The organism is Mesorhizobium sp. P160219, assembly GCF_057786095.1.
On sequence record NZ_JBYNWG010000001.1, the window covers coordinates 1037923 to 1064632 of the forward strand.

The following is a 26710-nucleotide window of genomic DNA, read 5'->3' on the forward strand; positions in this document are numbered from 1 at the left end:
CCGATGAAGGATTACGAGCACCCGTTCTTCCGGCCGCTGTGGCGGCGCGTTGCCGTCGTCGCCGTCTGCGTGATCTGGGCCGGAATAGAATTCGCCTCCGGCACCCCGTTCTGGGGCATCATTGCGCTCGGCTTTGCCGCCTACGCCGTCTGGCAGTTCTTCTATCTTTACAAGCCGGTGGAGGAGAGCAAGGCTGCGCCTGATCGACCGAAGACCGGCGAAGCGAAGGCGGACGCCGAACCGAAGGAATGAAGCGGCCGTGGCTCGGAAGGGCTTGCGGGTCGGACACTGGACACCTGGCGTATCGCCTACGTCGGTGATTGGCCGGAACGGAGCTTCGCTCCTGCTTCGCCCTAGGATGACGAAGTTGAGAGGCCGACCTCGAAGACTTGCGATAGGAGAGACAAAACATGTCGAAACTGCTCGTCAAAGCCGACAAGGGCCATGGCCGCGTCGCCTATGTCACGCCCAACAGCGCCGGATGGACCTATGTCGGCTTCGACCTGCACCGCCTGAAGCCGGGCGAGACCGCATCCGGCAAGACGCAGGATCGCGAAGTCTGCCTGGTGTTCGTCACCGGCAAGGGCACGGCAAGGGCCGGCGGCCAGGAACTCGGCCTGCTCGGCGAGCGCATGTCGCCCTTCGAGGGCAAGCCGTGGTCGGTCTATATTCCGGAGGGTTCGGACTGGTCGGTCACCGCCGACACCGATCTCGAACTCGCGGTCTGCTCGGCGCCGGGCCTGGGCGGCGGCTTGCCCGTTCGCGTCATCGCACCCGACGACCTCGGCCAGGAGACTCGGGGCAAAGGCACCAACACGCGCTACGTCACCAACATATTGCCCGAGGGCAAGCCCGCCGACTCGCTGCTGGTGGTCGAGGTCATCACGCCCGGTGGCCACACATCGAGCTACCCGCCGCACAAGCACGATCAGGACAACCTGCCGGCCGAATCCTATCTTGAGGAAACCTACTACCACCGCCTCAACCCGCCGCAGGGTTTTGCCTTCCAGCGCGTCTACACCGACGCCGACAAGACCGGCGCCCGCGAGCTGGACGAAGCCATGGCGATCGAGGACGGCGATGTTGTGCTGGTGCCCAAGGGCTATCACCCCTGCGCCGCCTGCCACGGCTACGACCTCTATTACCTTAACGTCATGGCCGGGCCGAAGCGGACGTGGAAGTTCCACAACGCGCCCGAGCACGAATGGCTCATGAAGGCCTGATCGGCCTTCGCTTGCGCCAGAAGCTGTTGGTCCAGCAGCGAAAAATCGTCGGCTAACGATCCACGGGGTCGATTTGCCTTCGAAAACCCGCATAAGCTTCGTCAATCCGTCATGGAAATCACCTATGGCAGCGGGCTGACGAGGATTTTTTTCGATGCGCTACGCCATCTATTTCACCCCGAGGCAGGACGAACCGCTGGCGCGGCTCGCCGCCAACTGGCTGGGCCGCGACCCCTTTGGCGCCGCCACCAGGCCGGTCGAGGCGGTGGGCGAGCTGTCGGCGGCCGAAGTCGCCTTTCACACCGCATCGGCGCGGCGCTACGGTTTCCATGCGACGCTGAAAGCGCCCTTCCGGTTGGCCGCCAACGAAACCGAAAGCTCGCTGCGCGCGGCGCTGGACGCCTTTGCCGAAGCAACGCCGACGGTCACCATCCCGCGCCTGGTCGTCAGCCAGATCGATGGTTTCTTCGCTTTGGTGCCGGAAGGCCCGCTGCCGCCGCTCAACCGTTTCGCCGACGATGTCGTGCTTAGCTTCGACCGTTTTCGCGCGCCGCTCACCGAGGCCGAGATCGAGCGGCGCAGCCCGGATTCGCTGAAGCCAGCCGAGTTCCGCAATCTCTGCCAGTGGGGCTATCCCTATGTGTTTGAGACCTTTCGTTTCCACATGACGCTGTCCGGCCGGGCCGGGCCGCAGGAAAGCCAACGTCTGCGCGCAGCGATCGACAGCCTCTTTGCGCAGGTGCTGCGGCAACCGGTGCTGGTGGATGCGCTGACGCTGTTCGTCGAGACCGAACCGGGCGCTCCGTTCATGGTGCTTTCGCATCATGCGCTCGGCCGCCGGGCTGCCCGAAAAACTGCCTGACCACAATTCGTCCGAGTAAGCAAGGACTGCCTGAAATGACCGCCGAAACCGTTCTCCACAACGCCCGCATCGTGCTTGCCGACGAGATCGTCGAAGGGTCGCTCGTGCTGCGCGACGGTTTTATCTCCGGCATCGACGCCGGCACCGGCCAAATCGGCGGGAGCATGGGCGGCGAGGACATGGGCGGCGACTACATCATTCCCGGCCTGGTCGAGCTGCACACTGACCATCTCGAAGGCCACTATGCGCCGCGCCCGAAAGTGCGCTGGAACCCGATCGCCGCCGTCCTTGCCCATGACGCGCAGGTGGCCACCGCCGGCATCACCACCGTCCTCGACGCGTTGCGTGTCGGCATGGACGAGGACGCGGATATTACCTCCGACGACATCCGCAAGCTCGCCGGCGCGATCGAGGACAGCGTCGCGAAAGACCGGTTGCGGGCCGACCATTTCCTGCACCTGCGCTGCGAGGTCTCGGCGCCGGATTGCTTGCGGGCTTTCGCCAATTTCGATGGCGACGAGCGGGTCAAGCTGGCCTCGCTGATGGACCATGCGCCGGGACAGCGTCAGTTCGTCAATCTCGAGACCTACGCCCATTACTATCAGCGCAAGCTGAAATTGACCGATCGCGACTTCCAATTGTTCTGCGAAAAGCGGATGTCGGAATCGGCGAAGAATTCGGGACCGAACCGGGTGGCGATATCAGCCGCCTGCAACGAGCGGGGCATCGTGCTGGCGAGCCATGACGACGCCACATCAGGCCATGTCGACGAGGCGATCGAACAAGGCGTGCGCGTCGCGGAATTCCCGACCACGCTGGAAGCCGCCAAGGCCTCGAAGGATGCCGGGCTCGGCGTGCTGATGGGCGCGCCCAACGTCATGCGCGGCTCCTCGCATTCGGGCAACGTCTCGGCCCGCACGCTGGCCGGCGACGGCCTGCTCGACATATTGTCGTCCGACTACATTCCCTTCAGCCTGATCCAGTCGGCCTTCTTCCTCGGCGACGTCGTCGAGGGCATTTCCCTGCCGCAGGCGGTTGCGATGGTGTCGAAGAATCCGGCCGAGGCGATCGGCCTAAACGACCGCGGCGTCATCGAACAGGGCCGCCGCGCCGACCTCGTGCGGGTGCGCCTCGACGATCATGTGCCGGTCGTGCGCACCGTCTGGCGCCAAGGGCGGCGGGTCGCCTGATGGTCTCGGCGTCGATCGAGCGCGAACTCAGCAGCGAGGCCTTTCCGGTCCGCAACGGCGTCTTCGTCGCCGTCGTCGGCCCGAGTGGCGCCGGCAAGGATACGGTAATCGGTTATGCCCGCACCTTGTTTGCCGACGAGACGAGGCTGGAGTTCGTCCGCCGGGTCATCACCAGGCCGAGCGACGCCGCAAGCGAGGATCACGACACGCTGGCCGACGCGGCCTTTGTCGAAGCCGAGGCCGACGGCGCCTTCGCCATTTCCTGGGAGGCGCACGGGCTGCGCTACGGCATTCCGGCCGATGTCGACTGGTCCATCGCCAATGGCCATGTCGCGGTCGCCAATGTCTCGCGCGCAGTCATCCCGGTGCTGCGGGAGCGCTATGCCAATCTGGCTGTCGTCGAGATCACCGCCTCGCCGGAAATCCTCGCCGAGCGTCTCGCCCAGCGCGGCCGCGAATCGCGCGGCGAAGTGCTGGCTCGGCTCGCCCGCAGCGCCAATATCGCTTTGTCCGGCTCCGGCGTCACCTCGATCGACAATGGCGGCCGGCGCGAAGCCGCCGGAGAACGCTTCGCCGAGGTGCTGCGCAAGGCGATGGCCTTCTCGGATATATCCGGCGTGATGTAGCGCTACTCCGCCGCGACAGTCTTCCGGCTGGCATCGAGCATCAGCCGCCTTGCGCGGAACACGCCCCATTGCTGGTCGACCAGCACGCCGATCAGGATCACGCCGCCCATCACCGCGAAGTTGAGCGAGGACGGGATGCCGAGCAGATTGACCAGGTTCTGCAACTCTTGCAGCAGCACGGTGCCCAGGATGACGCCAACCAGCGAGCCTTCGCCGCCGCGCAGCGAGAAGCCGCCGAGCACGGCGGCGGCAATGGCGTAGAGTTCGTAGAACTGGCCGTGGCTGGCCGGCGAGATCGAGCGCGTGTACATCGCGAAATAGATCGCCGACAGCGCCGTCAGAACGCCGCAGATGACATAGGCGGCCATCACGACGCGGCCGGTGCGGATGCCCGAATATTTAGCCGCCTCTTCGTTCTTGCCGATGGCATAGAGGTAGCGTCCGAACACCGAGCGGTGCAGCACCACCCACATGACGATCGAAATGACGATCAGTGCGATGAAACTGTTGGGCACGCCATAGCTGCGGCCCGCAGTGAGGAATTCGAGCTCGGGAAAATTCTGGCCGAAGGCGAAGCCGGCGGTGCCGTCGGCGGTATAGAAACGGGCGACCCCGCGATAGATCAAAAGGCCGCACAGCGTCACCACGAAGGGCTGCAATTTCAGCCTTGTGATCAGCCAGCCATGCGCCAGCCCGATGATGCCGCCCAGCACCAGGATCAGCGGCAGCGCCACCGGCCATGGCATGTCGCGCACGGCGATGAAATCGATGAACAGCGTGCCGAGCAGCGCCACCAGCGATCCCACCGACAATTCGATGCCGCCGGTAATGATGACGAAGGCCTGGCCGATGGCGAGGATCCCGAACAGGCCGATCAGGTTCGAGGTGTTGGCGAGGTTGATCGGCAAAAGAAAGCGCGGGTTGATGGCGGTCACCACGGCGCCGACCACCAGGATCAGGATCAGCAGGCCGAGATCTTTTTTGCTCATCGTCTTCTCCCCAATGCGCCGGACCGGCAATCGCCTCAAGCCCGCTAGTTTGCCGGCTTGCCGACCGCCAGCAACAGCACGTTTTCCTGGCTGAATTGTTCCTTGTCGAGAATGCCCGAGATCTGGCCCTCATGCATGACGGCGATGCGGTCGGACACGCCGATCACCTCTTCCATGTCGCTGGAGATCATCAGCACGGCGACGCCGGCATCGGCCAAGGCTCGCATCAGCCCGTAAATCTCGGCCTTGGCGCCGATATCGATGCCGCGCGTCGGCTCATCGAGGATCATCACCTTCGGGTTCATCGCCAGCCATTTGCCCAGCACCACCTTCTGCTGGTTGCCGCCCGACAGCGTGCCGGTTCGCGTCTGCACCGACGGCGCCTTGATGCCGAGATTGCTCTTCTGCTTCTCGGCGGTGGCGGTCTCGGCGCTTGCCGACACCAGTCGACGCTTCGCATGCGCCGGCAGGTTGGGCAGCGAGATGTTCTGCGCGATCGACAGGTCAAGCAAAATGCCGGTCAGCTTGCGGTCTTCCGGAACCAGAAAAATGCCATGCGCGACCGCATCGGCCGCCGAACCCAGCACAAGCGGCTTGCCGTCGAGTTCGAGCCCACCGCCAAGCGTGCTGTCTATGCCGAAGAACACCCGCGCCAGTTCGGTGCGGCCGGAGCCGACAAGGCCGGCGAGGCCGAGGATTTCACTGCGCCTGATGTCGAGGTCGACCGGCCGGGCAGGGTAGGCGGGGGTGCGGATGGCTTTGGCCGAGAGCGCAGTGGCGCCCGGCGCCCGAGCCGCCTCGGAGGCCTTCTCGCGCTCCTTCAGCATGCGGCCGATCATCAGCTTGACCATCTGGTCGTGGTTGATGGCGCTCTTCGGCAAGGTGCCAGCCAGCATGCCGTCGCGCAGCACCACGACGCGGTCGGCGACGCGCTCGACCTCATGCAGCCGGTGCGAAATGAAGATGACGCTGATGCCATCGGCCTTCAGCGCCTTGATGACGTCGAGCAGCTTGTCGGTTTCGGCGAGCGGCAGGCTCGACGTCGGCTCGTCGAGGATCACCAGCCGCGCCTTGATCGACAGTGCCTTGGCGATCTCGACCATCTGCTGCTGCGCCAGCGACAGCGAGGCAACCGGCGTATCGGCGGAGAAATTGGCGCCGACGCGCTTCAGCAGTGGCGCCACCATTTCGCGCAGCTTGGCGCGGTCGACCAATCTCAGCGGCCCGCCGCGCAACGGCTCGCGGCCGAAGAAGATATTGGCGGCAACATCGAGGTTTTCGAAGAGATTGAGCTCCTGGTGGACGAAGGCGATGCCCGACCCCAGGCTGCCTTCGACGGTGAGCCCGTCATGCGCAACGCCGTCGACGGTGATGGCGCCGCTGTCCGGCCTGGTGACGCCGCCGAGGATCTTCATCAAGGTCGATTTGCCGGCGCCGTTTTCGCCGACCAGGCCGATCACCTCGCCCGGCCTGACTTCCATGGAAAAGCCGTCCAGCGCCACCACGCCCGGATAGGTCTTGCGCACGTTCTCGAGGCCGAGGAACGGGGTGGTTGCGACGATAGATGGGTCGGAATAATTCATCACGCCATATTTGATCAGGCTTGCCAGCAGCCGGTGGGCTACAGACTGACGGGCCTTGGCCGACCCGTCAACACGATCGCCGGCTCAAGGCGAACCCTGAGCCGGCGCAACTGCTCGTGGTCTCAGTTTCCGGACATCGCCTTCAGATTGGCGGCATAGGTGTCGACATCGTCCTTACCGATGATCTTGGTCGGGATGATGATCAGGCCGCCTTCCGGAATGCCTGATTTGTCGCCCTTGAGATAGGCGGCCATCAGCTTCATGCCCTGATAGGCCCATTCGAAGGGCTGCTGCACGACGGTGGCCGCCACGGTGCCTTCCTTGACGCCGCCCAGCGTGATCGGATCGTCATCGAAGCCGACGACGGTGATCGAGCCGAGCTTGCCGGCGTCGCGCAGCGCTTCATAGATGCGCGGCGTGTTGTAGGAATAGAAGCCGACCATGCAGGTGATGTCGGGGCTGGCGACCAGCGCGTCCTCGACATTCTTCTTGGCGCGCGCCTGGTCGATGTCGTCGCCGCGCACGTCCACCAGTTCGATCTTGCTGCCGGCGAGGCCGTCCTTCATGCCCTGGATGCGTTCCTTGGCATTGTCGGCGCCGAGCAGGCCGACGAAGCCGAGGCACTTGCCGCCGTCCGGCATCGCTTTCTTGGCGATCTCGGCCGCCTGCTTGCCGGCGTCGACATTGGACGAGCCGATATAGGCGACGCGCTTGGTCTGCGGGGCATCGGAGTCGGTGGTGAACAGCGCCGTTTCCGACGCGATCTTGTTCAGGCCGTCGGTCGAGGTCTTGGGGTCGACGGCCGAGACCATGATGCCCTTGACGCCGGCGGTCACCAGATCGTCCATCAGCCGCTGCTGGATGGCGACCGAGGACTGCTCGGGATACTTGAGTTCGAGATTGTAGTCGGGCAATTCGGCCTGCGCCTTCTTGACGCCGGCTTCGGCGGCCTTCCAGAAATCGGAAGCGCCGTTGACGACGAAGGCAAGCGTCGGCTTGTCGTCGGCGCGCGCAATGGCTGTCGCGGTCAGGCCAAGCAGCAGGGCTGCGGTGGCCACGGATGCATGTCGTATCAAGGATTTCATGTTCAACCTCCCGTTTTGGCTCAGTCGTCGGACTGACCGATCTGAATTCACTGACTTGCCGCTCGCGATTTGGACGCCCTCCTCCTCAGGGGTTCCCGGCGCTGAAGAATGGCGTCGTCGGTCGCGATCACGGACTTTAGAGACTCATCCCGTGCTCGTAAATAGTCTGATTTGTCTGACATATCACATGTCCGAGACCAAGCTTGCGGAGGCAAACCCCGCTCGCCATCGGGCCATTCACGTGCACTTCTCGCACGGGTCCCACCTGACCGGACACGGCGGATTGACGTTACAGCGTCGTTTTGTATTAGTAAACACTATTAGCAGAGGTCTCGCGCGGACACTCGGCGGGGGCCCTAGGTCTAGTTTGCCCGAACAGGTGCAGCACGGCTTCGCGCAAGCAGATGCCTTGCAGTCCTTGAATTTCACGCAGCCCGCAGCGGCATGGCGGGGAACTTCAAAACTGCTAATAAAGATAATCGCCTTCGACTATTTCCATTGGTCGACGGCGCGACACCATCTTGTCGGTGTGGCAGGCTTGCGACTAGACAGGCTGGGGATTGGGACGCAATGCCATGAGCGAGACGAGGGATCCGGACGACACGGCGAAGCGGCGCAAGGCGCCGGCGAGAGCTGCCAAGGGCGGCCGCGTCACCATGACCGACATTGCCAGGGCAGCCGGTTGCTCGCAGGCGACCGTCTCTTTCGTGCTCAACGATTCGCCCGGCATCCGGCTGTCGCAGCAGACGCGCGAGCGGGTGATCGACGCCGCGCGCTCGCTCGGCTACGCAGCACCCGCCTTCTCGGCGCTGCGCAAACCTGTTCCCGCCTTCGATGGACTTGACGGTGTCATCGGTTTCGCTGTCGACCAGCTGGCGACAAGCCCGGAAGCCGTTGTCGCCATCGAGGGCGCGCGCCAGGCGTCGTGGAACGCCGGCAATGTGTTGCTCGTGGCGCAGACCATGGGCGACGCCGTCATGGAGCCGCGCGCCGTTGCGGCGCTCACCAGGCGCGGCATCTCGGCGCTGATCTACATGACCATCTTCACCCGCGAGATCACGGCGCCGGACTTCCTCTACGGCCTCGACATCCCGGTCATCCTGCTCAACTGCTACACGGCCGATTATGCCTTCCCGGCCGTGGTGCCGTCCGAGATCGCCGGCGGCCAGAACTCGACCCGGCATCTGATCGGCCACGGCCACCGCCGCATCGCCACCATCACCGGCGAGCCGTGGATGCAGGCCGCGCAGGACCGGCTGAAAGGCTACCGCAGGGCGCTCGCCACCGCCGACATCCCGTTCGATCCCGAACTGGTGGTCGAGGGCGACTGGTCGGCGAGCGCCGGCTATGCCGCGACCGTGGAGCTTTTGGAGCTGAAAGAGCGCCCGACCGCCATCTTCTGCCAGAACGACCGCACGGCCATCGGCTGCTACGAAGCGCTGAAGGAGGCGGGCCTGCACATCCCGCAGGACATCTCCGTCGTCGGCTATGACGACGAGGAGATCGCCCGCCATCTGTTCCCGCCGCTGACGACATCGATCCTGCCGCACATGGCGATGGGCCAATGGGCGATCGAACAGCTCGAAGTGCCGCCTGCCGGCCGCGGCCGCTATCCCATCACCAAGCTGGAATGCCCGCTGGTGCAGCGGGAGTCGGTGGCAGCTGTGGCTGGATAAAGTTGAACCAGCCCATCCCGATGCAAATCGGGATGGGTCTGTTTGGTGGTTGCGCCTCAGGGCAGGGACTATCCGGGAACGTGCCGCGGTTAGAACCGCAAGACGACAAAGGAGCGCCTGCGATAGCAGCGCCGGCGCAGCCGGCCATGCCGCCAGAACGTGCGGCAGTGCCGTCTCCAGACATGCCGCCTGTGGTGGCGACGATGGTGCCATCGCCGATGCGAGATCTGCTCGACATCGCCAGCGCCTTCGTCGTCATCAAACGAATTGGCATCCTGCTTGTCGAGTTCATCGAGAATGCCGTTACCGACATTGGGAACCCCGGCCACGGCCTCGAGAGGCCGAACCGCGGTAGCAAGCGCCGCGGCCCCCGCAACGCCAAACAATGCTGTCAAGAATGATCGCCGATCCATCAAAACCTCCATCAGCAAGACAAGGCTAACATGACGAGCCTAACACAAAGCAGCTAGAGCGGGTGATACAAAAGGCCAGAGGCGAATCTTGGAGCCGGCCCAAACGGGTGACCGGACGGACGGCAGAGGTCAGATTAAGGCCGCAACCGGGCGGCGCGCTTCCTTCGGCTCGGTGACCAAGCCATGCAGAATGCCGCCGATGAAAGCGCACAGCCTGACCGGTTCCGCCTTTCCGCGAAAACGCTGAACCGCTCGGCAAAGCTCTCTCCCTAAGAATGCCCGCCACCTTGCGGCATTGGGGCTGGCTGAGAGACTGATGCCCCACGGCACATGCGATGTTGCGGTACTCAGCGCCGCGCCAATATCCGGCAGAGCTCCTTCAGGTCCCGGTCGTAGGTGCCCTTGCCGCTGAGCACGCTGGCGCAGCGTTTCTTCATCTTGGCGATCTGGCCGGCCGACATGGCGCTGATGGCAACCACCGCCGGTCGCGTCGGCACCGCCGGCGTGTTGGGATCCCGAGGGCTGGTGGGCGCGGTCGGTGCGCCAATGCCGACCCCGACCCCGGCCGTCACCCCATTGCCCACCCCGACACCGGCGCCGACCCCGACACCGCTGCCGACGGTTGCGCCGACCCCGACCCCGACGCCCGTGCCCACCGATGCGCCGACGCCGGCCGCAACGCCGCTGGTGCCGCCAACCGTAGCGCCGACACTGGCGGTGGTGCCGCTGGTGCCGCCGACCGTTGCGCCGACATTGGCGCCCTTGCTGCCGCCGACCGAGACGCCGACGCCAAGCCCGCCGCCACTGCCGCCGACCGAGACGCCCACCCCACCGCTGCCGCCGATGCCCACACTGAGCCCGCCCGCGCCAGCCGGAAAGCACAAAGCCACGGCAACAGCGCCACCGGCCAAGGCCTTTGTTAAACTTTTAAAGAAATCCATAATGACGCTCCCCGTGTTGGTTGCCTGGACGCAGGTTGAACAGCATCCGTTACCAATATGATTACGCGAGTGTAGCGTTTTTAGTTTCTGCAAGAATAGGTAGTATTGGGAATCGTTGTTATGGCTTCTTGCGGCGACCGGAATATATATTTTGGAATTGGCGGAAAAAATCGAGGATTTGCGGTTAGACTCGGAACCTTAGACAGGCAGGACGAGTGCTCGCATGCGGGAATTTACCGGGCGCATGCCTCAGGCCATCTTGCGACGCCGCTTCGCTAGGCTGCGGTGGAGAATGGACCCTCGAGAATGGGGCTCGTACTGCAGAAAAGGGGACGACCCAAGAAACCCGCGACGATCTCCACCGATGTCGGGCGCGTTGTGCGTCACATCGTTCCGCTGCTCGCAGTCGACGGCGTCAGCGCTACCCTTGCGGGCATACCTTCGCCCCGTTTGGCGTTTCTGCCCTTTGGATCGGATGCCGATCGTCCGCTGGCGTTTCGAATCTCTTCAACTTACGCCGAGTTTCGCAAATCCACTTTCATCCCGGCTAACGTTCGAAGGGTTCGCCAAGCGAGGCGACACCGTTCAGCCTGAGCAAGCGGCGGTCCGCCGAGATGACACCGAGCACGACGATCGTAACGAGATAGGGAAGGCTGGAAAGCAGTTGCGATGGCAAGTCCAGACCGGTCGCCTGGGCGGCGAGGCTCATCAGCGAAACCGCACCGAAGAGGCAGGCACCCAGGAAGATGCGGCCAGCGAGCCACGTACCAAAGACAACGAGTGCGATCGCGATCCAGCCACGTCCGGCAATCATACCGTCCGCCCAAAGGGGCGTGTACACCGCCGCCGCATAGGCGCCGGCAAAACCCGCCATCATGCCACCAAAAGCTATGGCCGCGATACGGATAGCGATGACCGGATAGCCGATGGCATGGGCTGCCTTGGGATTCTCGCCGATTGCCCTCACGACAAGGCCGACTCTCGTATAGGCAAACATCGCCCAGATCGCAAACGTCACGGCAAGGGAAAGCCATACGACGACGTCCTGGACAAACAGCCTGCCGACTACCGGGATTTCCGAGAGGCCGGGAAAGGCAAGTTTCGGGAGCCCCTTGACCGTCAAGCTCTCGTAGCTTTTGCCGAACAGCGCCGAAAGGCCCTGGCCGAGAATGCCGATCGCAAGGCCTGTCGCGACCTGGTTTGCCCGGAATCCGAGTGCCAGCACTGCAAAGACGAGGGACAGGACGGCGCTACCGAGGCCGGCGGCAACGAACCCCAGCAGGTGTCCACCGCCGTGGTAGACGACGATGAACGCGAGCACCGCGCCGAGGGCCATCAGGCCCTCTACGCCGAGGTTAAGAACGCCGGCGCGCTCGACCACCAACTCGCCGAGTGCGGCAAGGAGAAAGGGGGTTGCCGCTGCGAGCATGCCCGAAATAATGAACTCGACGGCGTTCATGGCTGGCTCAGGTGATGGGGGCGGCGCCACTCGATGCGGTAGCGCACGAAGGCCACAGCGCCGAGATAGGCGAGCAGCAAGCTGCCTTGGAAGACGCGGACGGCGGCGATCGGCAGGTTTGCCGACACCATCGCATTGTCGCCGCCGATATAGAGGACAGCCATAAAGAGCGCGGAAAAGATGATGCCGACTGGATGCAAGCCGCCGAGATAGGCGACAATGATGGCCGCATAACCGTAGCCGGTCGAGATCGAGCGCTGCAGCTGGCCGAGCGGCCCCGCGACTTCCGCCGCGCCTGCCAGTCCCGCCGCCAAGCCACCGATCAGAAGCGATAGCCAAATCGCACGCCCTTCGCTGAAGCCGGCGTAACCGGCCGCGCGCGGGGCAAGACCGCCGACCTTGAGCTTATACCCCATGAAGCTTCGCTGCATGAAAACCCAGGCCACCAGCGAGAGCGCAAGTGTGATGAGCAGCGAGACGTTGACGCGGGTACCGGTGATCAGGGTCGGCACCATCGCGTCGTTCTGAAACATGACGGATTGTGGGAAATTGAAGCCGGCCGGGTCCTTCCATGGGCCGAGCAGCAGGTAGTTGAGGACTTGCGCCGCAACGAGGCTCAGCATCAGGGAGACCAGGATCTCGTTCGCATTGAGCCTGACGCGCCAGAAGGCGGTGATAGATGCCCAAAGTGCACCGCCGAGGGCACCTAGAAGCAGCATCAGCGGCCAGATCCACTGCCCGGTCGCCTGCGGAAACCAGACGGGGATCGCCGAGGCGAAAATAGCGCCCAGGATAAACTGGCCCTCCGCGCCTATGTTGAACACTTTTGCGCGGAAACCGATCGCCAGCCCCTGAGCAATGAGGAGAAGGGGCCCCGCCTTCAGCAGCACCTCCGCAAACGATGCCCAGGAGAGGAACGGCTCGAGAAGCATCGCGTACAGGACGGCCGCCGGATCTCGGCCTATCAGCACATAAAGGCCCAGATTGAGGATGATCGCCATGCCAAGCGCGACAGCCGGGGCCAGCATGGCCGCGACGAGCGAGGCATGCTCCCGGCGGACGAGCGCGGGGAGGAACGGCGCGGCCCAAACGCTCATGCAGGAACCTTCTCTGGCGAGGCATGTGCTCCGATCATGTATCTGCCGATGTCTTCGGGGCGCGTGTCCCGCGTGACCAGAGGCGGACTCAGCATTCCATGATGGAGCACCTGGATGAAATCGCAGAGTTCGAAAAGTTCCTCGAGTTCCTCGGAAATTACGAGGATCGCCACGCCCAGGTTGCGCAACGCGATGAGCCGCCTTCTGATGGCGGATGCAGCGCCAATGTCTACACCCCAGGTCGGCTGCGCCACGAAAAGCAGTTTTGGCGACAGCATCATCTCGCGACCGACGATGAATTTCTGCAAGTTGCCGCCGGACAGCGAGCCCGCTTCGGCATCCGGGCCGGAGGCGCGGACGTCGTACCGACGGATGCATTCGCTGGTGAAAGCCGTCGCTCCGGCGCTGTTGATGAGGCCGCGCCTCACGAGATCGAAAGGATGGGCGGTAAGAACGGTGTTGAGCACGAGCGACATTTCAGGGACCGCGCCGCGTCCCAGCCGGTCTTCGGGCACGAAGGCGAAGCCAAATCTCCTGCGCACGGCCGCATCGAGTGCGCCTACGTCGCGGCCCATCATGTAAATCCGGTCGCGTTGTTCCTTCAGCAGCATCGCTTCGCCCGAGATAAGCGCGGCAAGCTCGCCTTGGCCATTGCCCGATATTCCGGCTATGCCAAGGATCTCGCCTGATCGTACCGTGAGGCTGATGCCGGAGAGCGGCGTGGCAAAGGGGTCGTCCGGCGTGTAGTCCATGCCGATTATTTCCAGCCGCTTCTCCCCCTCGGGCATGGCCAACGCGGGCATCACCTCGGGCATGTCGCGGCCGATCATCATCCGGGCGAGGTCGTGCGCATCATAGTCGCGCGGGTCGACGGTGCCGATAACGCGCCCTCCACGCAAGACCGTCGCCTGGTCACAGATCGTGCGAATTTCCTCCAGTTTGTGGGAGATGAACAGGATGGACACGCCGCGGTCGCGAAGGCGCCTGAGCGTGTCGAACAGCTTCTTCACCGCCTGCGGCGGCAAGACCGAGGTCGGCTCGTCGAGAATGAGCAGCTTCGGGTCCGTCATCAGGCAGCGGATGATCTCCACCCGCTGCCGTTCGCCGACCGAGAGCGCGTGCACATCGGCGAGAGGATCCACTTCAAGGCCAAAATCCTGGCCGAGGCTGCGGATGCGCCCCGCCAGCTCCGCCTTGCCGCCGGGGACGACGAGCTGGATGTTCTCGACGACAGTCAGCGTCTCGAACAGCGAGAAATGCTGAAAAACCATGCCGATGCCCCTGCGCCGTGCCTCAGCCGGCGAGGCAAGGCGCAGAGGCTCTCCGTTCCAGACGACGGTGCCTTCGTCCGGCTGTTCAACGCCATAGATGAGCTTCATCAGCGTCGATTTGCCCGCCCCATTCTCCCCGAGAATCGCATGGATCGATTGGGGCGCCACGTCCAGATCGATGGCTTGGTTGGCCCGGATCTGGCCGTAGCTCTTCGAGATGCCGCGGAGCGACAGAAGGGGCGGGGTCATGACTTACTTCGGCAGTGGTGTGGTGACACCCTTGACGTGCCAGTCCATCGCGACGATCTCGGGATCCGCTATCGTCGCACCGGCGGCGGCGGCTTCGCTGCCGTCGGCCTTGGTGATTGGACCTGTGAAGGGCGAGAAGCTGCCGTCGGCGATCTTCGCCGCCACTTCCTTGATCTTCGTCATCGTGTCGGCTGGGATATCTGAGTTCCAGTCCACGACCTCCACCACCTTTTCGGCGACGCCGAGGAAGGTGTTGGCGCCCTTGAAGGTTCCGGCCAGATGGGCATCCACGGAAGCCTTGAAGAAGGGCGACCAGTCCGTCGCGATGCAGCCGAGATATTTCTTCGGCGCATATTTCTTCATCGACGAATTGAGGTTGAACGCATAGACGCCAGCCTCCTCGCAGGCCGAGATCACGGAGGGTGTGTCCTGCGCGTTCGAGAAGATCACGTCGCAGTTCTGTGCCATCAGCGCCTTGGCGGCTTCCTGTTCCTTGGCCGGGTCGAACCAGGAGTTCACCCAGACGACCGATACCTCGATATCGGGATTTACAGTCTGTGCGCCGAGCGTGAATGCGTTGATCGAGGTGATCAGCTCCGGAATGGCGAAGGCCGAGACGGAGCCGAGCTTGCCGGTCTTGGAAAGAGCCGCGGCGGCTATGCCGAGCAGGTAAGTGCCCTGGAAATACTTCGCCGCGAAGGGCGAGAAATTCGGCGCGGTCTGGAAGCCGGAGGCATGCAGCACGGTGACCCCAGGATCGCGGCGGGCGATCTGTAGTGCACCATTCTGGTAGCCGAATGAGCCGGCGATCAGGAACTTGTTACCGTCGGCGACGGTCTTGTTCATGATCCGGTCGGCGTCCGGCCCTTCGGCGATGTTCTCGATGACGGTGATCTTCACCTTGTCGCCGTACGCGGCCTTGACCGGCTCGAGCCCGGCGGCGAGCGCATGGCCCCAGCCGACATCGCCGACCGGCGACGGGAGCACGAGCGTGATACCGAGCGGCTCGTCGGCCGCAAAGGCGGGACGGCTGCCAAGCGCGCCGGCAAGCCCTGTCGCGGCAAGGCCCTTCATCAGAGTTCTGCGGGTCAGATAGTTCAGCATGTCAGTTCCCCTGTCTTAAGTTGTTAGAATTCCACCGCGGCAAAAGCGGCTTCCGCGTCCGCAGCAAGCCGGGTCTCGTTCAGCCCGGTAAACGCACCCTTCTCCCAGACGATGCGGCCGTTGATCATGGTCATGTCGGTGGGCATGCCGATGCCGACCTTGGCGATCAGGCTCAATGGATCGTGGCGCGTGCCGACATAATCCATGCGGCGCGTGTCGATCGCGAAGAGGTCGGCGGCCATGCCGGGCGACAGTCGGCCGATGTCATTGCGGCCCAGAAGCGCGGCCCCGCCCGTTGTCGCATAGCCGAGGAAATCGACCGGCGCAGGCACGGGATGAGCGCGCGTCGAGGCCGCCAGGCATTGCAACATGTAGGCGGAATGGATGCAGTGCATGAGGTTGGAATTGTCGTTCGAGGCAGCACCGTCGCAGCCGAGACCGACGCGCAGGCCAAAGGCGGACATGGCGGGAATATCAGTCACCTCCGCGCCCACCAGATAGACCGGCTCAGGGCAATGCGAGACACCGGTGCCGCTCGCCGCCATCAGCCGCAGTTCGTCATGCGTCAGCTCCCAGCAATGGGCATAGAAAGTGTCTCGGCCGGCAAATCCGAGGTCCTCGAGATAGTCCACCGTACGCATGCCATGGCGGGCCTCGATGATCGGGCTTTCGCCCTCGCCGACATGGGTGTGCATCCGCACCCCGCGATCACGCGCCAGCGAAACCGATTCCACGAAGGTCTCGCGGTAGCAGTTGACCGGCTGGCAGGGAGCGACCACGACCTGACGCATGCTGAAGGGACTGGTGTCGTGATAAGTGTCGATGAGGCGTGCGCAGTCGGCGATGAATTCGTCCGTGGTCTCCAGCATCTCGTCTGGAATGGTCGAGCCTTCCGATTTTGGCAGCGTGTTGCCGCCGCGGCCCGCGTGGAAACGCATGCCGAGAAGGTCGGCCGCTTCGAACTGCCGGTCGATGAGCCGTTTTCCGGCATGGCGTGGAAAATTGTACTGGTGGTCGAAGGCCGTCGTGCAACCGTGCTTTATCAACTCTGCCATCGCCGTGATCGAGGCGTGGTAGAAACAATCCTCGTTGAGCCGGGAGAAGATCGGATAGATCCGGTCGAGCCATTCGATGACCGACAGCTTCGTCCAGTCGAGGTCGGCACGGTTGCGCACAAAGCACTGAAAGAAGTGATGGTGCGTGTTGACGAGGCCGGGATAGACGAACCAGCCGTCGGCGTCCTGCACGATAGTACCGGCCGGCAACTCGCTTCTGTGCAGGCCTTGCCCGATTGCCTCGATCTGCGGGCCATTCGTCAGCACATCGACATTGCGCCGGACGCTCGGACCCCTGCCCTCGTCGGTGATGACCGCTGCGCAATTCTTCAGGAGATAGCCGGTCACCTCACGCCTCGTCCAGCATGGGTCGCGGTTCGGGCTTCAACTCGTGCAGCCGGTGGATACCGGGCATTTCGATGAAATTGTCGAGGCTGCGGAGCGCTCGCGACCAGAGCCGGATCGTGGGATACGGATCGAGGGAAACGCCGCCGTCGGGCGCGAGCGCGACGTAGGGAAAGCAAGCAATGTCGGCAATCGTCGGCCGGTCGGATGCGAGAAACCGATCGCCACGCATTTTTTGTTCGAAGAGGCCGGCTTCCAGCTCACGTAGTGCCGCTATGCCATTGGCCTGAAGCGCACCGATGTCACCGGGACGCAGCAGCATCTCATGCAGGCGCGCGCCGCCGAGGTTGGCGGTCAGCCTGTGCGAGAAGGAAAGCCATTGCTGGATGCGCGCCGTCTCCTCGGGGGCGCCGCTGCCGAGCCAGGCCGGTGCTGCCTTCGCGGCGAGATAGCCAAGCATGGCGGAAGACTCGGTCAGGATCAGGTCGCCGTCTTCAAGGATCGGGATGGAGCCTCCCGGATTAAGCGCCATAAGCTCGGGGCCACGATGCTCGGCGCCGGGATGGAAGTCGACCGGGCGGATTTCGAGCTTCACACCTGACAGCGTGGCCATCAGGCGCACCTTGTAGCAACTTGGGGAGAGGATGTAGTCGTAAAGCTTCATTGTGCCACCAATTGCGCGCCGTAGGTATAATTGTGGCGCTTCAGCCAGCGGCGATAGGCGACCGAGGTCAGGTCGGCGCGCGTGGGGATTTCCATGCCGGGATCGAGCGGCAGAAGACGCGGGATCTGGTTTTCGAGGATCGAGCGGTCCTGCAGGAAAATCGTCTGCTGGAAATGGATGAGATCGGTCAGTGGCGTCTCGTCATCGAAAAGCGCCATCCATGGCCAGACGTCGCAGAGATCCTCGGCAAGCGGCTGGACGAATAGCGTAATGACATCCCATTCGTCCGGGCGCGGCGGGCAGGTCTTGTAGAGGACTGAGCAGGTCGGAGCCGGCACGCGGTACATGTATTCCGTCGTGATACCTCCACTCGCGGATTTCGCCGCCTGCGGCTGGTAGAACTTCACCTGGGTCGCCCAGACCTCGTCCTCTTCCTCGCGGATCTCGACCTTGTAGTTTTCGACCTCGGTATGCGGCTCCGAGCCGAGGATGTCGGTATGGACGAAGGGGAAGTGTGCGATGTCGAGGAAGTTCTCGACGGCGCGGAGCGGCGAGCAGCGCACCCGCACCACGCCGACATCGACGAAGCGGCGCCCGGGCTGGTCTGCCTCGGGAATCGGAAAGACCGGTTTCTTCGGTTCGCCGAGCGACGACCAGATATGGCCATAGCGCACCGAAACCGGCAGCACGCGCCCGTTTTCGCCTGTCACTTTCGCCGCGCCATTGGCGTCGAGCGCAACCTTGATCGGCTCGTCCATCAGGGTGGTCTCGCGCCCATAGCGGTCGAGCCGGCTGAAAAGCCCGACTGGATACCATTCGTGGCGCATCGCATCGTCGATCATGGCACAGTCCCTTTCGCCTCGATCCCTTCGGCCATGCGCCGAAGGCTCTCGGCGGCTCGCGAGGCCGCGATGCGCTCGGACGCATCGCAATCGGCTGGAACAAGGACGTGGATCAGCGTCTCGCCGGCTTCCTGCGGGATAGGCAGCAGGCGGATTGCCGGCGCGCCGGGTGCCTGCCAGACGCATCCTTCAACGGTGGCCTTCGTACCGGCAGCGACAAAGAGCGCCGAACTTCCGGCGCGGGCCGTCAATGAACGGAGCGGGACGTAACCCTCAAAAAGGGGTGGCTTGCCGTCAGGCTCTCCATCCGCGACCCAGATGATCCCGCCTGCCTCTTCGACCAACCGGGTCGCAACTCGAATCGTCTCCGGCGGCGTGAGGCTGGGATGGGCAGGAATGCGCAGGCACTGACCGGCCTGCGAATAGGTCCAGCCGTGATAGATGCAGGAGAGCGCCTCGCCGCGCACGAAGCCATGGGAGAGGCGCATGCCGCGATGCGGACAGCGATCCGCCGATGCCGCCAAGCGCCCCGATTGGCTTCGCCAGAGGGCAATGGGACCGGCGGGCGTCCGCGCCGGCATTACCTGTCCTGTTGGCAGATCCTGGGTAAGGGCGACCGGCACCCAGGTGTCCGTCTTGTCGGACAGCATGACCTTACTTTCCGTACTGATACTACTGTTTCCCGACCAGAGAGATGCCGGCGCAAGGAGTTGGCGAACCGCTCGATGCGGCTGACGTATGCATAATTATTTCGCAATTGCAATATTGGTTAAATTAAGTGCAAACGGACGGTAACCACACGCAAAGCTATATGTTTTTTTGCTCGACAGGCGCGCGGTCGATCGTCTCTACCCAGACCTCAATGGGCCCAAGCGAACATCCCATCTCCATCATGTCGATCAGTTCCGGCGCACCGGCAATATCGAGTTCGATGCGATCGGTGCTTGCATGAGCGATGTGGTGCGCGAGACCGAGCTTGGCCGCATGGCGCATGATCCAAGGCACGAAGGACGCGGGTTCGAGGTGGCCGCGAATGGTCATCCGCTCATGCAAGCGGTGTTGACTTTGCTTCATCACGAACGGGAACGCGCGCCTTGGTGTCACGGTCAGCAGCATAGCGTCTGACTGAACGGGCGGAAGTGGTAATCGACGCGCCCAATAACACCGAATATCGACTGATCGCCCGTGCCTAGACCCGGGCACTCATGCATGTCGCCCAGAAGTGCCGCGGTTGTGGGACAACGACATGCATTAAACAAAGACTTTAAAGCGCGTCGCATGAATCCGTTTCAGCGCGACGCGCTTTTGGGTTATCTAAGCTAATGTAATACATCTGCCCTTCCCGAGAGATGGGTGACAGTTCATTCCGGAGACATGGGTTACACTTTCGGCCCTTTGCAAGGAGAGCAAGGTGCCTTGGAAGGAGTGTAACGTCATGGAAGAGCGGCTGAAGTTCATTGCCCGGCTGCTGGACGGCGAGAAGATGGCGGTGCTTTGCCGTGAGTTCGATATCTCGCGCAAGACCGGCTACAAGATCCTCACACGCTACAATGACAGTGGCCTTGAGGGGCTGACGGATCGATCACGCCGACCCTACCGCCACGCCAATCAGCTTCCGTTTCAAATCGAGAAGCTGATTGTGCGCCTCAAGCAAGACAAGCCGACCTGGGGTGCGCCAAAGATACGCGAACGGTTGGCCCGGCTGTATCCTGACGTTCACCGGCCTGCGATCTCGACGGTGCATGCGGTTCTCGACCGCCATGGCCTGGTCGAGCGCCGCAAGCGAAGGCGCAACAGGGCGATGGGAACACCACTTTCAAACGGCTATCGGCCCAACGATCTGTGGTGTGCCGACTACAAAGGCGAGTTCATGCTCGCCGATCGGCGCTATTGCTATCCGCTGACGATCACCGACTTCGCCAGCCGCTATCTCATCGCCTGCGAGGCGTTGTCGACTACCAAGGAAGCCTATGCCTTCACGGTGTTCGAGAGCGTTTTCAAAGAGTTCGGCCTGCCCAGCGCCATCAGGACCGACAATGGCGTTCCCTTTGCCAGCCCAAACGCGCTGTTCAATCTCAGCAAACTGTCGGTCTGGTGGCTGCGCCTGGGCATCGACATCGAGCGCATCCAGCCGGGCTGTCCGCAGCAGAACGGGCGCCATGAGCGCATGCACCTGACTCTCAAGAAGGAAACCACCAAACCGGCTGGCGCCAATTTCCTGCAGCAGCAGGCCAGGTTCGATGACTTCATCAATGAGTTCAACTCAGAACGCCCACATCAGGCGCTCGACATGGCCTGTCCAGCCGAGCGCTACACGCCGTCACCGCGCATCTATGCCGGCCTGCCGGATCTCGATACAATCGCAAGAAGATCAACCTCAGCCTCGTCTTTGCCGGCCAGACCGTCGGCATCAAACAGGTCGAGGACCATATCTGGCTGGCTTCCTTCATGGATTATGATTTGGGCTACTTCGATGATGAGACATGCAGGCTCGAACCACTCCAAAACCCCTTCGGGCCAAAAGTGTTACCCATGTCTCCGATATAAACCGTAACCTATGTGTCCGGAATTGACCTGGGTAGATTGGCGCACCCGACAGGATTCGAACCTGTGACCTCTGCCTTCGGAGGGCAGCGCTCTATCCAGCTGAGCTACGGGTGCCTTCAGGGAACCTGAAAACGAACCAGCCGATAGGCCGGCCAGCCACGGCTTCTTAGCGGAAGCCGGCGCGGGCTTCAACGGGCAATTGGCGTGGCGATATTTTCGAAGCCGCCTTGCGCGGCCTGGCAAGTTCGCGTCCGCCCTGCAGCCTCAGCCCGGGACTCACCCCGCCACCTCCACCTTCGCCACCCGCCTGCGCACCCTGCGCGGCGCCCGCTTCGCCTTCTTCGCGCCGGTCAGTTCATGCATCGCGTCCAGCTGCATCTGCTGCATTTCGGCCAGCCGCGTCCATTGGCGCGAGATCAGATAGTCGAGCTTTTCGTGCAAATGGCGCACTTCCAGCTCGGCTTTCAGGTTCACCCGGTAGTCGTTGAACGAGCGCAGGCGGTCCTTGGCCTCCGTCCGTCTCTGGCTCATCATGATGATCGGCGCCTGGATGGCGGCGATACAGGAGAGCAGCAGGTTGAGCAGGATGAAGGGGTAGGGGTCGAAGGCGCTGCTCACGCCCGCGATCAAATTGATGCCGATCCACACCGCAAGCACGCTGCCGAACGAGATCAGGAACCACCAGCTGCCGCCGAAAGCCGCCATGTTGTCGGAGACGCGGTCGGCGAACGAGCGGTGCTCCTCGAACTCCTCTTCCGAGTTTTCCGAAATCGTGTCCTGCCTGGCGATCGATTCGACCACCTGGCGGTCGAGCTCGGAGAATTCGCCATGCTCCTGCTGCAGCAGCTCCTCCATGTAGCGCATGCGGTAGCGGCCGAGCTCCTCGCGGCTGATGCGGGCTCCGCGCGGCAGGTCCGGATGATCGGAGCGGATGCGGTCGGCCAGGCTTGGCCGCAGGTCGTCGATGCGCACCAGGTCACGCTTGCGGAATTTGCGGCCCGATATCGCCGACGGCTTTCGCTTGGGCTTCAGGCGGCCATGCGGTTCGGAGTCCGGCACATCGGGCGCTTCCAGCGCCTCGTCGGCAACCAGCTCGGCGTCATGATCGCCGATGGGCGGCGCCTCGAAATACTCGCCGCCGCTGTCGTTTTCATTGGCGGCCTGTTCGGATGGTTTTGGGCTCATGATGCCGGCTCCTGCTGTCGCGCCCACGATACGCCAAGGCGAGGCGGCATAGCCACCGCCTCGGTGACGATTGCGGGCTTGTGCAAGCGCTTGTGATGCAGGCGCCAAGCCTGCAACGGCGACGCCAGCCTCCACTCCGTCTCGGTTTGCGCTCTACGAGTACCCCCACCCTTAATCCCTCCCACAAGGGGAGGGAGACTTGGTAGGCGCTGATCTCCGCAAACCGTCTAGGTTCGCTGCCAAAAAGGATGGCATGCGGCAGCGTTCCCTCCCCTTTATGAAAGGGCTAGGGTGGGGGTCCTCTTCGGAAGAACCATATGCGATTGCCCTGCATCTTGGGGGGTAGAGGGTGGCTCGGCGAAGCCGGGACGGAGTGGGGGGACGCGATTGCCTGCCCCTCCACGAGAGATCGCGAGCGCGCCCATCGCCTTGGCGCCATGGTCATCGGCTGCTGGCCTCATCCTCGCCCTGTGGCCAACCTGCCGGCGCGCTTATATCCATGGGAGAGCTGCGCCATGATGCGCCTCGCCAAGCCACCAGGGGCAATGGCCCCACAACAGGGGTCGCCGCCATGTACAAACATATTCTGATCGCCACCGATGGTTCGGAACTCGCCGGCAAGGGCGTTGCCCACGGGCTGACGCTGGCCAACAGCCTTGCGGCCACCGTCACCTTCGTCAATGTCTCCGAGCCGTTCCCAATCCTCGCCTGGGGCGGAGCTGTCGCCGGAGTCGCGGTCGGCGACGAACTGGTCAATTATGAGGAAAATGCCCGCCGCTATGCCGCCGACGTGCTGGACCGGTGCAAGGCCTCGGCCGACGAACTCGGCGTGCCGGCAAAGATCTTGCACGTCGAAAACAAGACGCCCGCCGAGGGCATCCTCGACGTCGCCCGCGCCGAGGCCTGTGACCTGATCGTCATGGCCTCGCATGGCCGCCGGGGTCTCGGCCGCCTGCTGCTAGGCAGCCAGACGGCCGAAGTGCTGTCGCTGACGGAAACGCCTGTGCTGGTGGTGCGGTAGCTGTTTATTGAGTTGGCAAGCCGGGTGGCGCTAGCCCAGGAAGCGACGATGCAGGCGGCGGCAGGCCGGGAAGCGGCGACGCTGCCGGCTGGTCTCCCGCAAACATCAGCCGCGTCTTGGTATCGGCCAGCATCGGCGAAAGACTGCGCTGGATCAGCGCTTCGACATGGTCGTTGCGCTGCCTAGCGCTGTCGGCGCCCATCACCACCACGATCAGATGCCGGCCGTCGGCATTGTAGGACGTGACGATATTGTAACCGGATGCCCTGATATAGCCGGTCTTGATGCCGTCGACGCCGCGCACCCGGCCGAGCATGTCGTTGTGGCCGCGCACCAGCCGGCCGCGGAACATGAAGTCGCTTTCGGAGAAATAGTGGAACTGCTGCGGGAAGCGGGCGCGCAGCGCCATGCCGAGCGTCGCCATGTCGCGCGCCGATGTGTGCTGGCCATCGTCGGGCAGGCCGGAGGCATTGCGGAAGACGGTGCTGCTCATGCCGATCTGGCGCGCCTTGGACGTCATCATGGCGGCGAACTGGTCCTCCGAGCCGCCGAGATATTCGCCCACCGCCACCGCCACGTCATTGGCCGACTTGACCACGATCGCCCGGATCGCCGAATCGACATCGATGCCCTCGCCGCGCTTGAAGCGCAATTTGGTCGGCGGCTGCCGGGCGGCATTGTCGGAGACCGGGATCTGCGTTTCCTTCGAGACGCGGCCGGACTCCAGCGCCTCGAACAGCAGGTACAGCGTCATCATCTTGGTCAGCGACGCCGGATAGCGTTGCGCCCTCGAACTGACTTCGAACAGCGTCTTGCCACTGCCGGCATCGATTACGATGGCGGCATATTTCTCCTGCGGCGCCGGCACCGCCAGGACGCTGTCGGGCGGTGCGGTGGTGCTGCAGCCGGCCACGAAGACGAGCAGCAGGAGGGCTGCGAGAAATTTTTGGACGAGGGAGCGGAAATGGAAGTTTGGCAAGGCAAGTCCGGCGTTGCTGAGAGGGCCGGAACCTAGCCTAACCCATTGTGTTCGTCCATTTGGTTAACGGCGGAGCTGCCGATGACGCTGCCAATCTCCCCCGCAAGGGGGGAGATCAGATGTCGCTTCGGCTTCGCCAATCATCGGCGCTGAAACGGCAACCTCGACATCCGCCCACCCGCCCGAAATCGCCTGCTTCCTGTCCTGTTTTGCCTGCGGGGTCGCGGTGCTGCTATAGAGGCGGCAATTGCTTGGGGGATTTGACAATGACCGGTGACATCGGCGCGGCTGCGCCATCTCTTATCAGGGCTTCGCTCAGCCGCACCGGCAAATGGGCCGGCAGCGTCGCTTTCATCGGCGGCGCGGCTTCCGACATCCTCAATCCGCTGGCGCCGTTCGCCGCCTATATCGCGCTGGTCGCTTCGGTTGCCGCCGCCATCATCGCCATTGCCATCGTTCTGCGGCTGGTGCTGGCCGCCAAAGCGCTGCCGGCGCTGATCTTTGCCACCAGCGCTGCCGCCGTCGCCGGCGGCGTCTATGGCCTGCAGCAGCAGACCAATTCGCAGAACGGTGTGATCGCCGGCCTGGTGCCGGCCATCGCCCAGTTGCAGCAGCAGATGGGCATCGTCTCGGCCAGGGTGGCCAGGATCGAGCAAACGGTAACCGAGACGAAGCTGGCGGTCGACCAGGTCAAGCAATCGACCGACGCGGTGGCGAAGAAGACCGAGGAAATTGCGTCGACCCAGCAGCAGCAGGCTGAGCAGGGCGCGCAGACGCAAAAGTCGGTAGAGGCGGTCAAGCAGACGACCGAAACGCTCGCTGCCGGCCAGCAGAAACAGGCCGAGCAGGCGGATAAGCTTCAGGCGACCACCGAGCAGATCGCCGCCTCGATCGACACCATCGCCAAGGGCTTTGCCGCATTGGCCGCGCAGGGCGGGACGATCGCCGAGCCGAAGCGGCCGGACGAATTCTATCACAATGCCCGCGTCTACGAGCTTTCCGGCGACATGCTGAATGCGCGGCGCTCCTATCTCGCTTTCGCCGGTTTCGACGTCGACGCCGTCGATCCCTACACACGCTTCGCCACCCTGCTGCGCGTGCAGGACGGCAAGGCCGGCGCCCGCGAAGTGTTCGGCGCCCTGGCCGACAAGGCCAAGGCGCTGTCGATCAAGCTGGTCCATATCCTGCAGTTCGATGATGCCCAACGTCTCGACAAGCTCAACGCCTTCATCGCGGCCAATCCGGATTTCGCACCGGCCTATTACCTGCTCGCGCAGGAGTTTTCCGAGGATCGCCTCGGCGTCCAGTCGCTGTCCGACAAGCGCAGCGAGGCCGAGGCGCTGACCAAGTTCGTCTCCTATGAAAAGGAAGGCGGGCTGCTCAAATATTTCGTCGACCAGACGCAGCTCGCCGACTGGCTCGATCGCAGCCGTACCCGCCTGACGGCGCTTGGCGACGTGCTCGACCCGCAGCGCTTTGCCCCGACGCTGACGCCGATGCGCTCCAATGCCGGCTGGACGATCTCCATCTCGCTGCCCGAGGCTGCGACCGGCATTTCCTGGCGCATGGGTGTGTCAGGTCCGTTCACCGACACCGGATTGATGGCGATGAACGACCAGCGCACCGGCAAGCCGATGCCCAATCCGAGCTTCGAATTGCCCGACAGCACCACGGCCACCACCATCGGGGTCAAGTATCTCGATCTCAGGGGCCGCGAGACCGGGCCGTTCAACATAAGTTTCGATCCGGACGCAGCGCTGCAACAGGGCAACAAACAGATCCTCGACCAGTTCTGGACGTCGTGGATCGCCTTCGACGCCAGCGGCAATCATGGCCTGGTCTATTTCTCCCAGATGCTGTCATTCCGCTGCGGCATCAAGGAGGTGCGCTACAGCCTGAACGGCACGGCGCTCGACAAGGAGATCAAGCTGCCGCCTTGCGACAAGAAGGACCCCTACGCCATTCCTTATGACTACCAGCCTTACTTCAAGGTCGCCGACAACGTGACATCGATGGCGGTGCAGGTCACCTACACCGACGGCACCAAGTCGCCGGTGCGCGAGTATAAGCGGCAGTAGGCGCCCACCCTCCCCCATGTGGGGAGGGTCGATCCGCGTAGCGGATCGGGGTGGGGGTCCTTGTAGGGCGCTACCCCCGCCCCGTCGAACAATCTCCGCTTCGCGTCGAGCGCTCGCCGACCCTCCCCACAAGGGGGAGGGTAAAAATCGCCCTGATGCAAAATGCCGGTCGCTGTGCTTGCGCATCCGTCACGGAGCGGGTTTGTTCGCTGCCATCAGAATCAGC

The 26710-nt window shown here is 63.4% G+C and carries 24 protein-coding genes, 1 tRNA gene and 1 pseudogene; 10 read left to right on the plus strand and 16 right to left on the minus strand.

From position 1 onward, the window contains the following. The first annotated feature begins 3 nt into the window (after positions 1 to 3). From AC3EMP_RS05250 to phnN, 5 genes are all read left to right on the plus strand, one after another. Positions 4 to 252, plus strand: coding sequence for a hypothetical protein (locus tag AC3EMP_RS05250; protein ID WP_023672345.1), 249 nt, complete (start codon positions 4 to 6; stop codon positions 250 to 252). 158 nt (positions 253 to 410) lie between these two features. Beyond that, complete coding sequence (gene iolB / locus AC3EMP_RS05255; protein WP_023684054.1) at positions 411 to 1223, plus strand: 5-deoxy-glucuronate isomerase; 813 nt, start codon at positions 411 to 413, stop codon at positions 1221 to 1223. Positions 1224 to 1377: 154 nt separating this feature from the next. After that, on the plus strand, positions 1378 to 2085 hold the full coding sequence (locus tag AC3EMP_RS05260) for a DUF1045 domain-containing protein (protein ID WP_023684053.1): 708 nt from the start codon (positions 1378 to 1380) through the stop codon (positions 2083 to 2085). Between the two features lie 35 nt (positions 2086 to 2120). Then, positions 2121 to 3275 (plus strand): alpha-D-ribose 1-methylphosphonate 5-triphosphate diphosphatase, encoded by a 1155-nt coding sequence (locus tag AC3EMP_RS05265; RefSeq protein WP_352543872.1) that lies wholly within the window; start codon positions 2121 to 2123, stop codon positions 3273 to 3275. After that, entirely contained in the window at positions 3272 to 3901 is a 630-nt protein-coding gene (gene phnN, locus AC3EMP_RS05270; RefSeq protein WP_023684051.1) for a phosphonate metabolism protein/1,5-bisphosphokinase (PRPP-forming) PhnN, read from the plus strand. The genes AC3EMP_RS05265 and phnN overlap by 4 nt, the downstream gene beginning before the upstream one ends. A 2-nt stretch (positions 3902 to 3903) precedes the next feature. Here the strand turns inward: phnN and AC3EMP_RS05275 are convergent, their stop codons facing one another. From AC3EMP_RS05275 to AC3EMP_RS05285, 3 genes are all read right to left on the minus strand, one after another. Beyond that, positions 3904 to 4890, minus strand: coding sequence for an ABC transporter permease (locus AC3EMP_RS05275; RefSeq protein WP_023684050.1), 987 nt, complete (start codon positions 4888 to 4890; stop codon positions 3904 to 3906). A gap of 44 nt (positions 4891 to 4934) precedes the next feature. Then, positions 4935 to 6473, minus strand: a complete 1539-nt coding sequence (locus AC3EMP_RS05280; protein WP_352514455.1) for a sugar ABC transporter ATP-binding protein — start codon at positions 6471 to 6473, stop codon at positions 4935 to 4937. A gap of 122 nt (positions 6474 to 6595) precedes the next feature. Beyond that, complete coding sequence (locus tag AC3EMP_RS05285) at positions 6596 to 7558, minus strand: sugar-binding protein (protein WP_023672352.1); 963 nt, start codon at positions 7556 to 7558, stop codon at positions 6596 to 6598. Positions 7559 to 8133: 575 nt separating this feature from the next. Here AC3EMP_RS05285 and AC3EMP_RS05290 point away from each other — a divergent pair. Next, positions 8134 to 9234 carry a LacI family DNA-binding transcriptional regulator gene (locus AC3EMP_RS05290; RefSeq protein WP_027049100.1) on the plus strand — a complete coding sequence of 367 codons (1101 nt, stop codon included), beginning with the start codon at positions 8134 to 8136 and terminating at the stop codon, positions 9232 to 9234. A 2-nt stretch (positions 9235 to 9236) separates the two neighbouring features. Next, positions 9237 to 9635: a hypothetical protein gene (locus tag AC3EMP_RS05295; RefSeq protein WP_352907378.1), complete on the plus strand. Its 399-nt coding sequence runs from the start codon at positions 9237 to 9239 to the stop codon at positions 9633 to 9635. Between the two features lie 359 nt (positions 9636 to 9994). Here the strand turns inward: AC3EMP_RS05295 and AC3EMP_RS05300 are convergent, their stop codons facing one another. The 10 genes from AC3EMP_RS05300 to AC3EMP_RS05345 all read right to left on the minus strand — a co-directional run bounded on the left by AC3EMP_RS05300 (position 9995) and on the right by AC3EMP_RS05345 (position 19748). Then, a complete protein-coding gene (locus AC3EMP_RS05300) occupies positions 9995 to 10588 on the minus strand; it encodes a hypothetical protein (RefSeq protein WP_286461242.1) in 594 nt (197 codons plus the stop codon). A gap of 547 nt (positions 10589 to 11135) precedes the next feature. Next, positions 11136 to 12047, minus strand: a complete 912-nt coding sequence (locus AC3EMP_RS05305) for an ABC transporter permease (protein WP_023710456.1) — start codon at positions 12045 to 12047, stop codon at positions 11136 to 11138. Continuing rightward, positions 12044 to 13144, minus strand: coding sequence for an ABC transporter permease (locus AC3EMP_RS05310; protein ID WP_023671209.1), 1101 nt, complete (start codon positions 13142 to 13144; stop codon positions 12044 to 12046). The genes AC3EMP_RS05305 and AC3EMP_RS05310 overlap by 4 nt, the downstream gene beginning before the upstream one ends. Then, entirely contained in the window at positions 13141 to 14664 is a 1524-nt protein-coding gene (locus AC3EMP_RS05315) for an ABC transporter ATP-binding protein (RefSeq protein WP_352595115.1), read from the minus strand. The genes AC3EMP_RS05310 and AC3EMP_RS05315 overlap by 4 nt, the downstream gene beginning before the upstream one ends. Before the next feature lie 3 nt (positions 14665 to 14667). Next, positions 14668 to 15765, minus strand: coding sequence for a BMP family ABC transporter substrate-binding protein (locus tag AC3EMP_RS05320; RefSeq protein WP_352510744.1), 1098 nt, complete (start codon positions 15763 to 15765; stop codon positions 14668 to 14670). 26 nt (positions 15766 to 15791) lie between these two features. Then, entirely contained in the window at positions 15792 to 17171 is a 1380-nt protein-coding gene (locus AC3EMP_RS05325) for an amidohydrolase (RefSeq protein ID WP_352595112.1), read from the minus strand. A gap of 1 nt (position 17172) precedes the next feature. Beyond that, on the minus strand, positions 17173 to 17832 hold the full coding sequence (locus AC3EMP_RS05330) for a glutathione S-transferase family protein (RefSeq protein ID WP_023699368.1): 660 nt from the start codon (positions 17830 to 17832) through the stop codon (positions 17173 to 17175). Further along, positions 17829 to 18674 (minus strand): aromatic ring-hydroxylating oxygenase subunit alpha, encoded by an 846-nt coding sequence (locus AC3EMP_RS05335; protein ID WP_023742256.1) that lies wholly within the window; start codon positions 18672 to 18674, stop codon positions 17829 to 17831. Before AC3EMP_RS05335 ends, AC3EMP_RS05330 begins: the two co-directional genes overlap by 4 nt. Beyond that, positions 18671 to 19324 carry a Rieske 2Fe-2S domain-containing protein gene (locus AC3EMP_RS05340; protein ID WP_023819712.1) on the minus strand — a complete coding sequence of 218 codons (654 nt, stop codon included), beginning with the start codon at positions 19322 to 19324 and terminating at the stop codon, positions 18671 to 18673. The genes AC3EMP_RS05335 and AC3EMP_RS05340 overlap by 4 nt, the downstream gene beginning before the upstream one ends. Positions 19325 to 19481: 157 nt before the next feature. Continuing rightward, complete coding sequence (locus AC3EMP_RS05345) at positions 19482 to 19748, minus strand: acylphosphatase (protein WP_031209248.1); 267 nt, start codon at positions 19746 to 19748, stop codon at positions 19482 to 19484. 337 nt (positions 19749 to 20085) lie between these two features. On the opposite strand from AC3EMP_RS05345, the pseudogene AC3EMP_RS05350 reads away from it, so the two are divergent. Then, positions 20086 to 21221: pseudogene (locus tag AC3EMP_RS05350) on the plus strand (helix-turn-helix domain-containing protein). Between the two features lie 37 nt (positions 21222 to 21258). Here the strand turns inward: AC3EMP_RS05350 and AC3EMP_RS05355 are convergent. Together AC3EMP_RS05355 and AC3EMP_RS05360 are read right to left on the minus strand one after the other, a co-directional pair. Continuing rightward, positions 21259 to 21335, minus strand: a tRNA-Arg gene (locus AC3EMP_RS05355). Between the two features lie 162 nt (positions 21336 to 21497). After that, positions 21498 to 22406 (minus strand): DUF1003 domain-containing protein, encoded by a 909-nt coding sequence (locus AC3EMP_RS05360; RefSeq protein ID WP_023723419.1) that lies wholly within the window; start codon positions 22404 to 22406, stop codon positions 21498 to 21500. A 571-nt stretch (positions 22407 to 22977) separates the two neighbouring features. On the opposite strand from AC3EMP_RS05360, the gene AC3EMP_RS05365 reads away from it, so the two are divergent. After that, complete coding sequence (locus tag AC3EMP_RS05365; RefSeq protein WP_023695863.1) at positions 22978 to 23427, plus strand: universal stress protein; 450 nt, start codon at positions 22978 to 22980, stop codon at positions 23425 to 23427. Between the two features lie 4 nt (positions 23428 to 23431). Here the strand turns inward: AC3EMP_RS05365 and AC3EMP_RS05370 are convergent, their stop codons facing one another. Then, positions 23432 to 24406, minus strand: coding sequence for a D-alanyl-D-alanine carboxypeptidase family protein (locus AC3EMP_RS05370; RefSeq protein ID WP_023695864.1), 975 nt, complete (start codon positions 24404 to 24406; stop codon positions 23432 to 23434). Between the two features lie 266 nt (positions 24407 to 24672). On the opposite strand from AC3EMP_RS05370, the gene AC3EMP_RS05375 reads away from it, so the two are divergent. Next, entirely contained in the window at positions 24673 to 26484 is a 1812-nt protein-coding gene (locus AC3EMP_RS05375; RefSeq protein ID WP_352595103.1) for a methyl-accepting chemotaxis protein, read from the plus strand. Positions 26485 to 26710: the final 226 nt, after the last annotated feature.

Coding starts and splice junctions, on each gene's coding strand:
- AC3EMP_RS05315 (WP_352595115.1), bottom strand. CDS start 14,664: ATGACCCCGCCCCTTCTGTCGCTCCGCGGCATCTCGAAGAGCTACGGC.
- AC3EMP_RS05330 (WP_023699368.1), bottom strand. CDS start 17,832: ATGAAGCTTTACGACTACATCCTCTCCCCAAGTTGCTACAAGGTGCGC.
- AC3EMP_RS05300 (WP_286461242.1), bottom strand. CDS start 10,588: ATGGATTTCTTTAAAAGTTTAACAAAGGCCTTGGCCGGTGGCGCTGTT.
- AC3EMP_RS05365 (WP_023695863.1), top strand. CDS start 22,978: ATGTACAAACATATTCTGATCGCCACCGATGGTTCGGAACTCGCCGGC.
- AC3EMP_RS05335 (WP_023742256.1), bottom strand. CDS start 18,674: ATGATCGACGATGCGATGCGCCACGAATGGTATCCAGTCGGGCTTTTC.
- AC3EMP_RS05285 (WP_023672352.1), bottom strand. CDS start 7,558: ATGAAATCCTTGATACGACATGCATCCGTGGCCACCGCAGCCCTGCTG.
- AC3EMP_RS05275 (WP_023684050.1), bottom strand. CDS start 4,890: ATGAGCAAAAAAGATCTCGGCCTGCTGATCCTGATCCTGGTGGTCGGC.
- AC3EMP_RS05310 (WP_023671209.1), bottom strand. CDS start 13,144: ATGAGCGTTTGGGCCGCGCCGTTCCTCCCCGCGCTCGTCCGCCGGGAG.
- AC3EMP_RS05360 (WP_023723419.1), bottom strand. CDS start 22,406: ATGAGCCCAAAACCATCCGAACAGGCCGCCAATGAAAACGACAGCGGC.
- AC3EMP_RS05250 (WP_023672345.1), top strand. CDS start 4: ATGAAGGATTACGAGCACCCGTTCTTCCGGCCGCTGTGGCGGCGCGTT.
- AC3EMP_RS05345 (WP_031209248.1), bottom strand. CDS start 19,748: ATGAAGCAAAGTCAACACCGCTTGCATGAGCGGATGACCATTCGCGGC.
- AC3EMP_RS05265 (WP_352543872.1), top strand. CDS start 2,121: ATGACCGCCGAAACCGTTCTCCACAACGCCCGCATCGTGCTTGCCGAC.
- iolB (WP_023684054.1), top strand. CDS start 411: ATGTCGAAACTGCTCGTCAAAGCCGACAAGGGCCATGGCCGCGTCGCC.
- AC3EMP_RS05340 (WP_023819712.1), bottom strand. CDS start 19,324: ATGCTGTCCGACAAGACGGACACCTGGGTGCCGGTCGCCCTTACCCAG.
- AC3EMP_RS05280 (WP_352514455.1), bottom strand. CDS start 6,473: ATGAATTATTCCGACCCATCTATCGTCGCAACCACCCCGTTCCTCGGC.
- AC3EMP_RS05260 (WP_023684053.1), top strand. CDS start 1,378: ATGCGCTACGCCATCTATTTCACCCCGAGGCAGGACGAACCGCTGGCG.
- AC3EMP_RS05305 (WP_023710456.1), bottom strand. CDS start 12,047: ATGAACGCCGTCGAGTTCATTATTTCGGGCATGCTCGCAGCGGCAACC.
- AC3EMP_RS05290 (WP_027049100.1), top strand. CDS start 8,134: ATGAGCGAGACGAGGGATCCGGACGACACGGCGAAGCGGCGCAAGGCG.
- AC3EMP_RS05375 (WP_352595103.1), top strand. CDS start 24,673: ATGACCGGTGACATCGGCGCGGCTGCGCCATCTCTTATCAGGGCTTCG.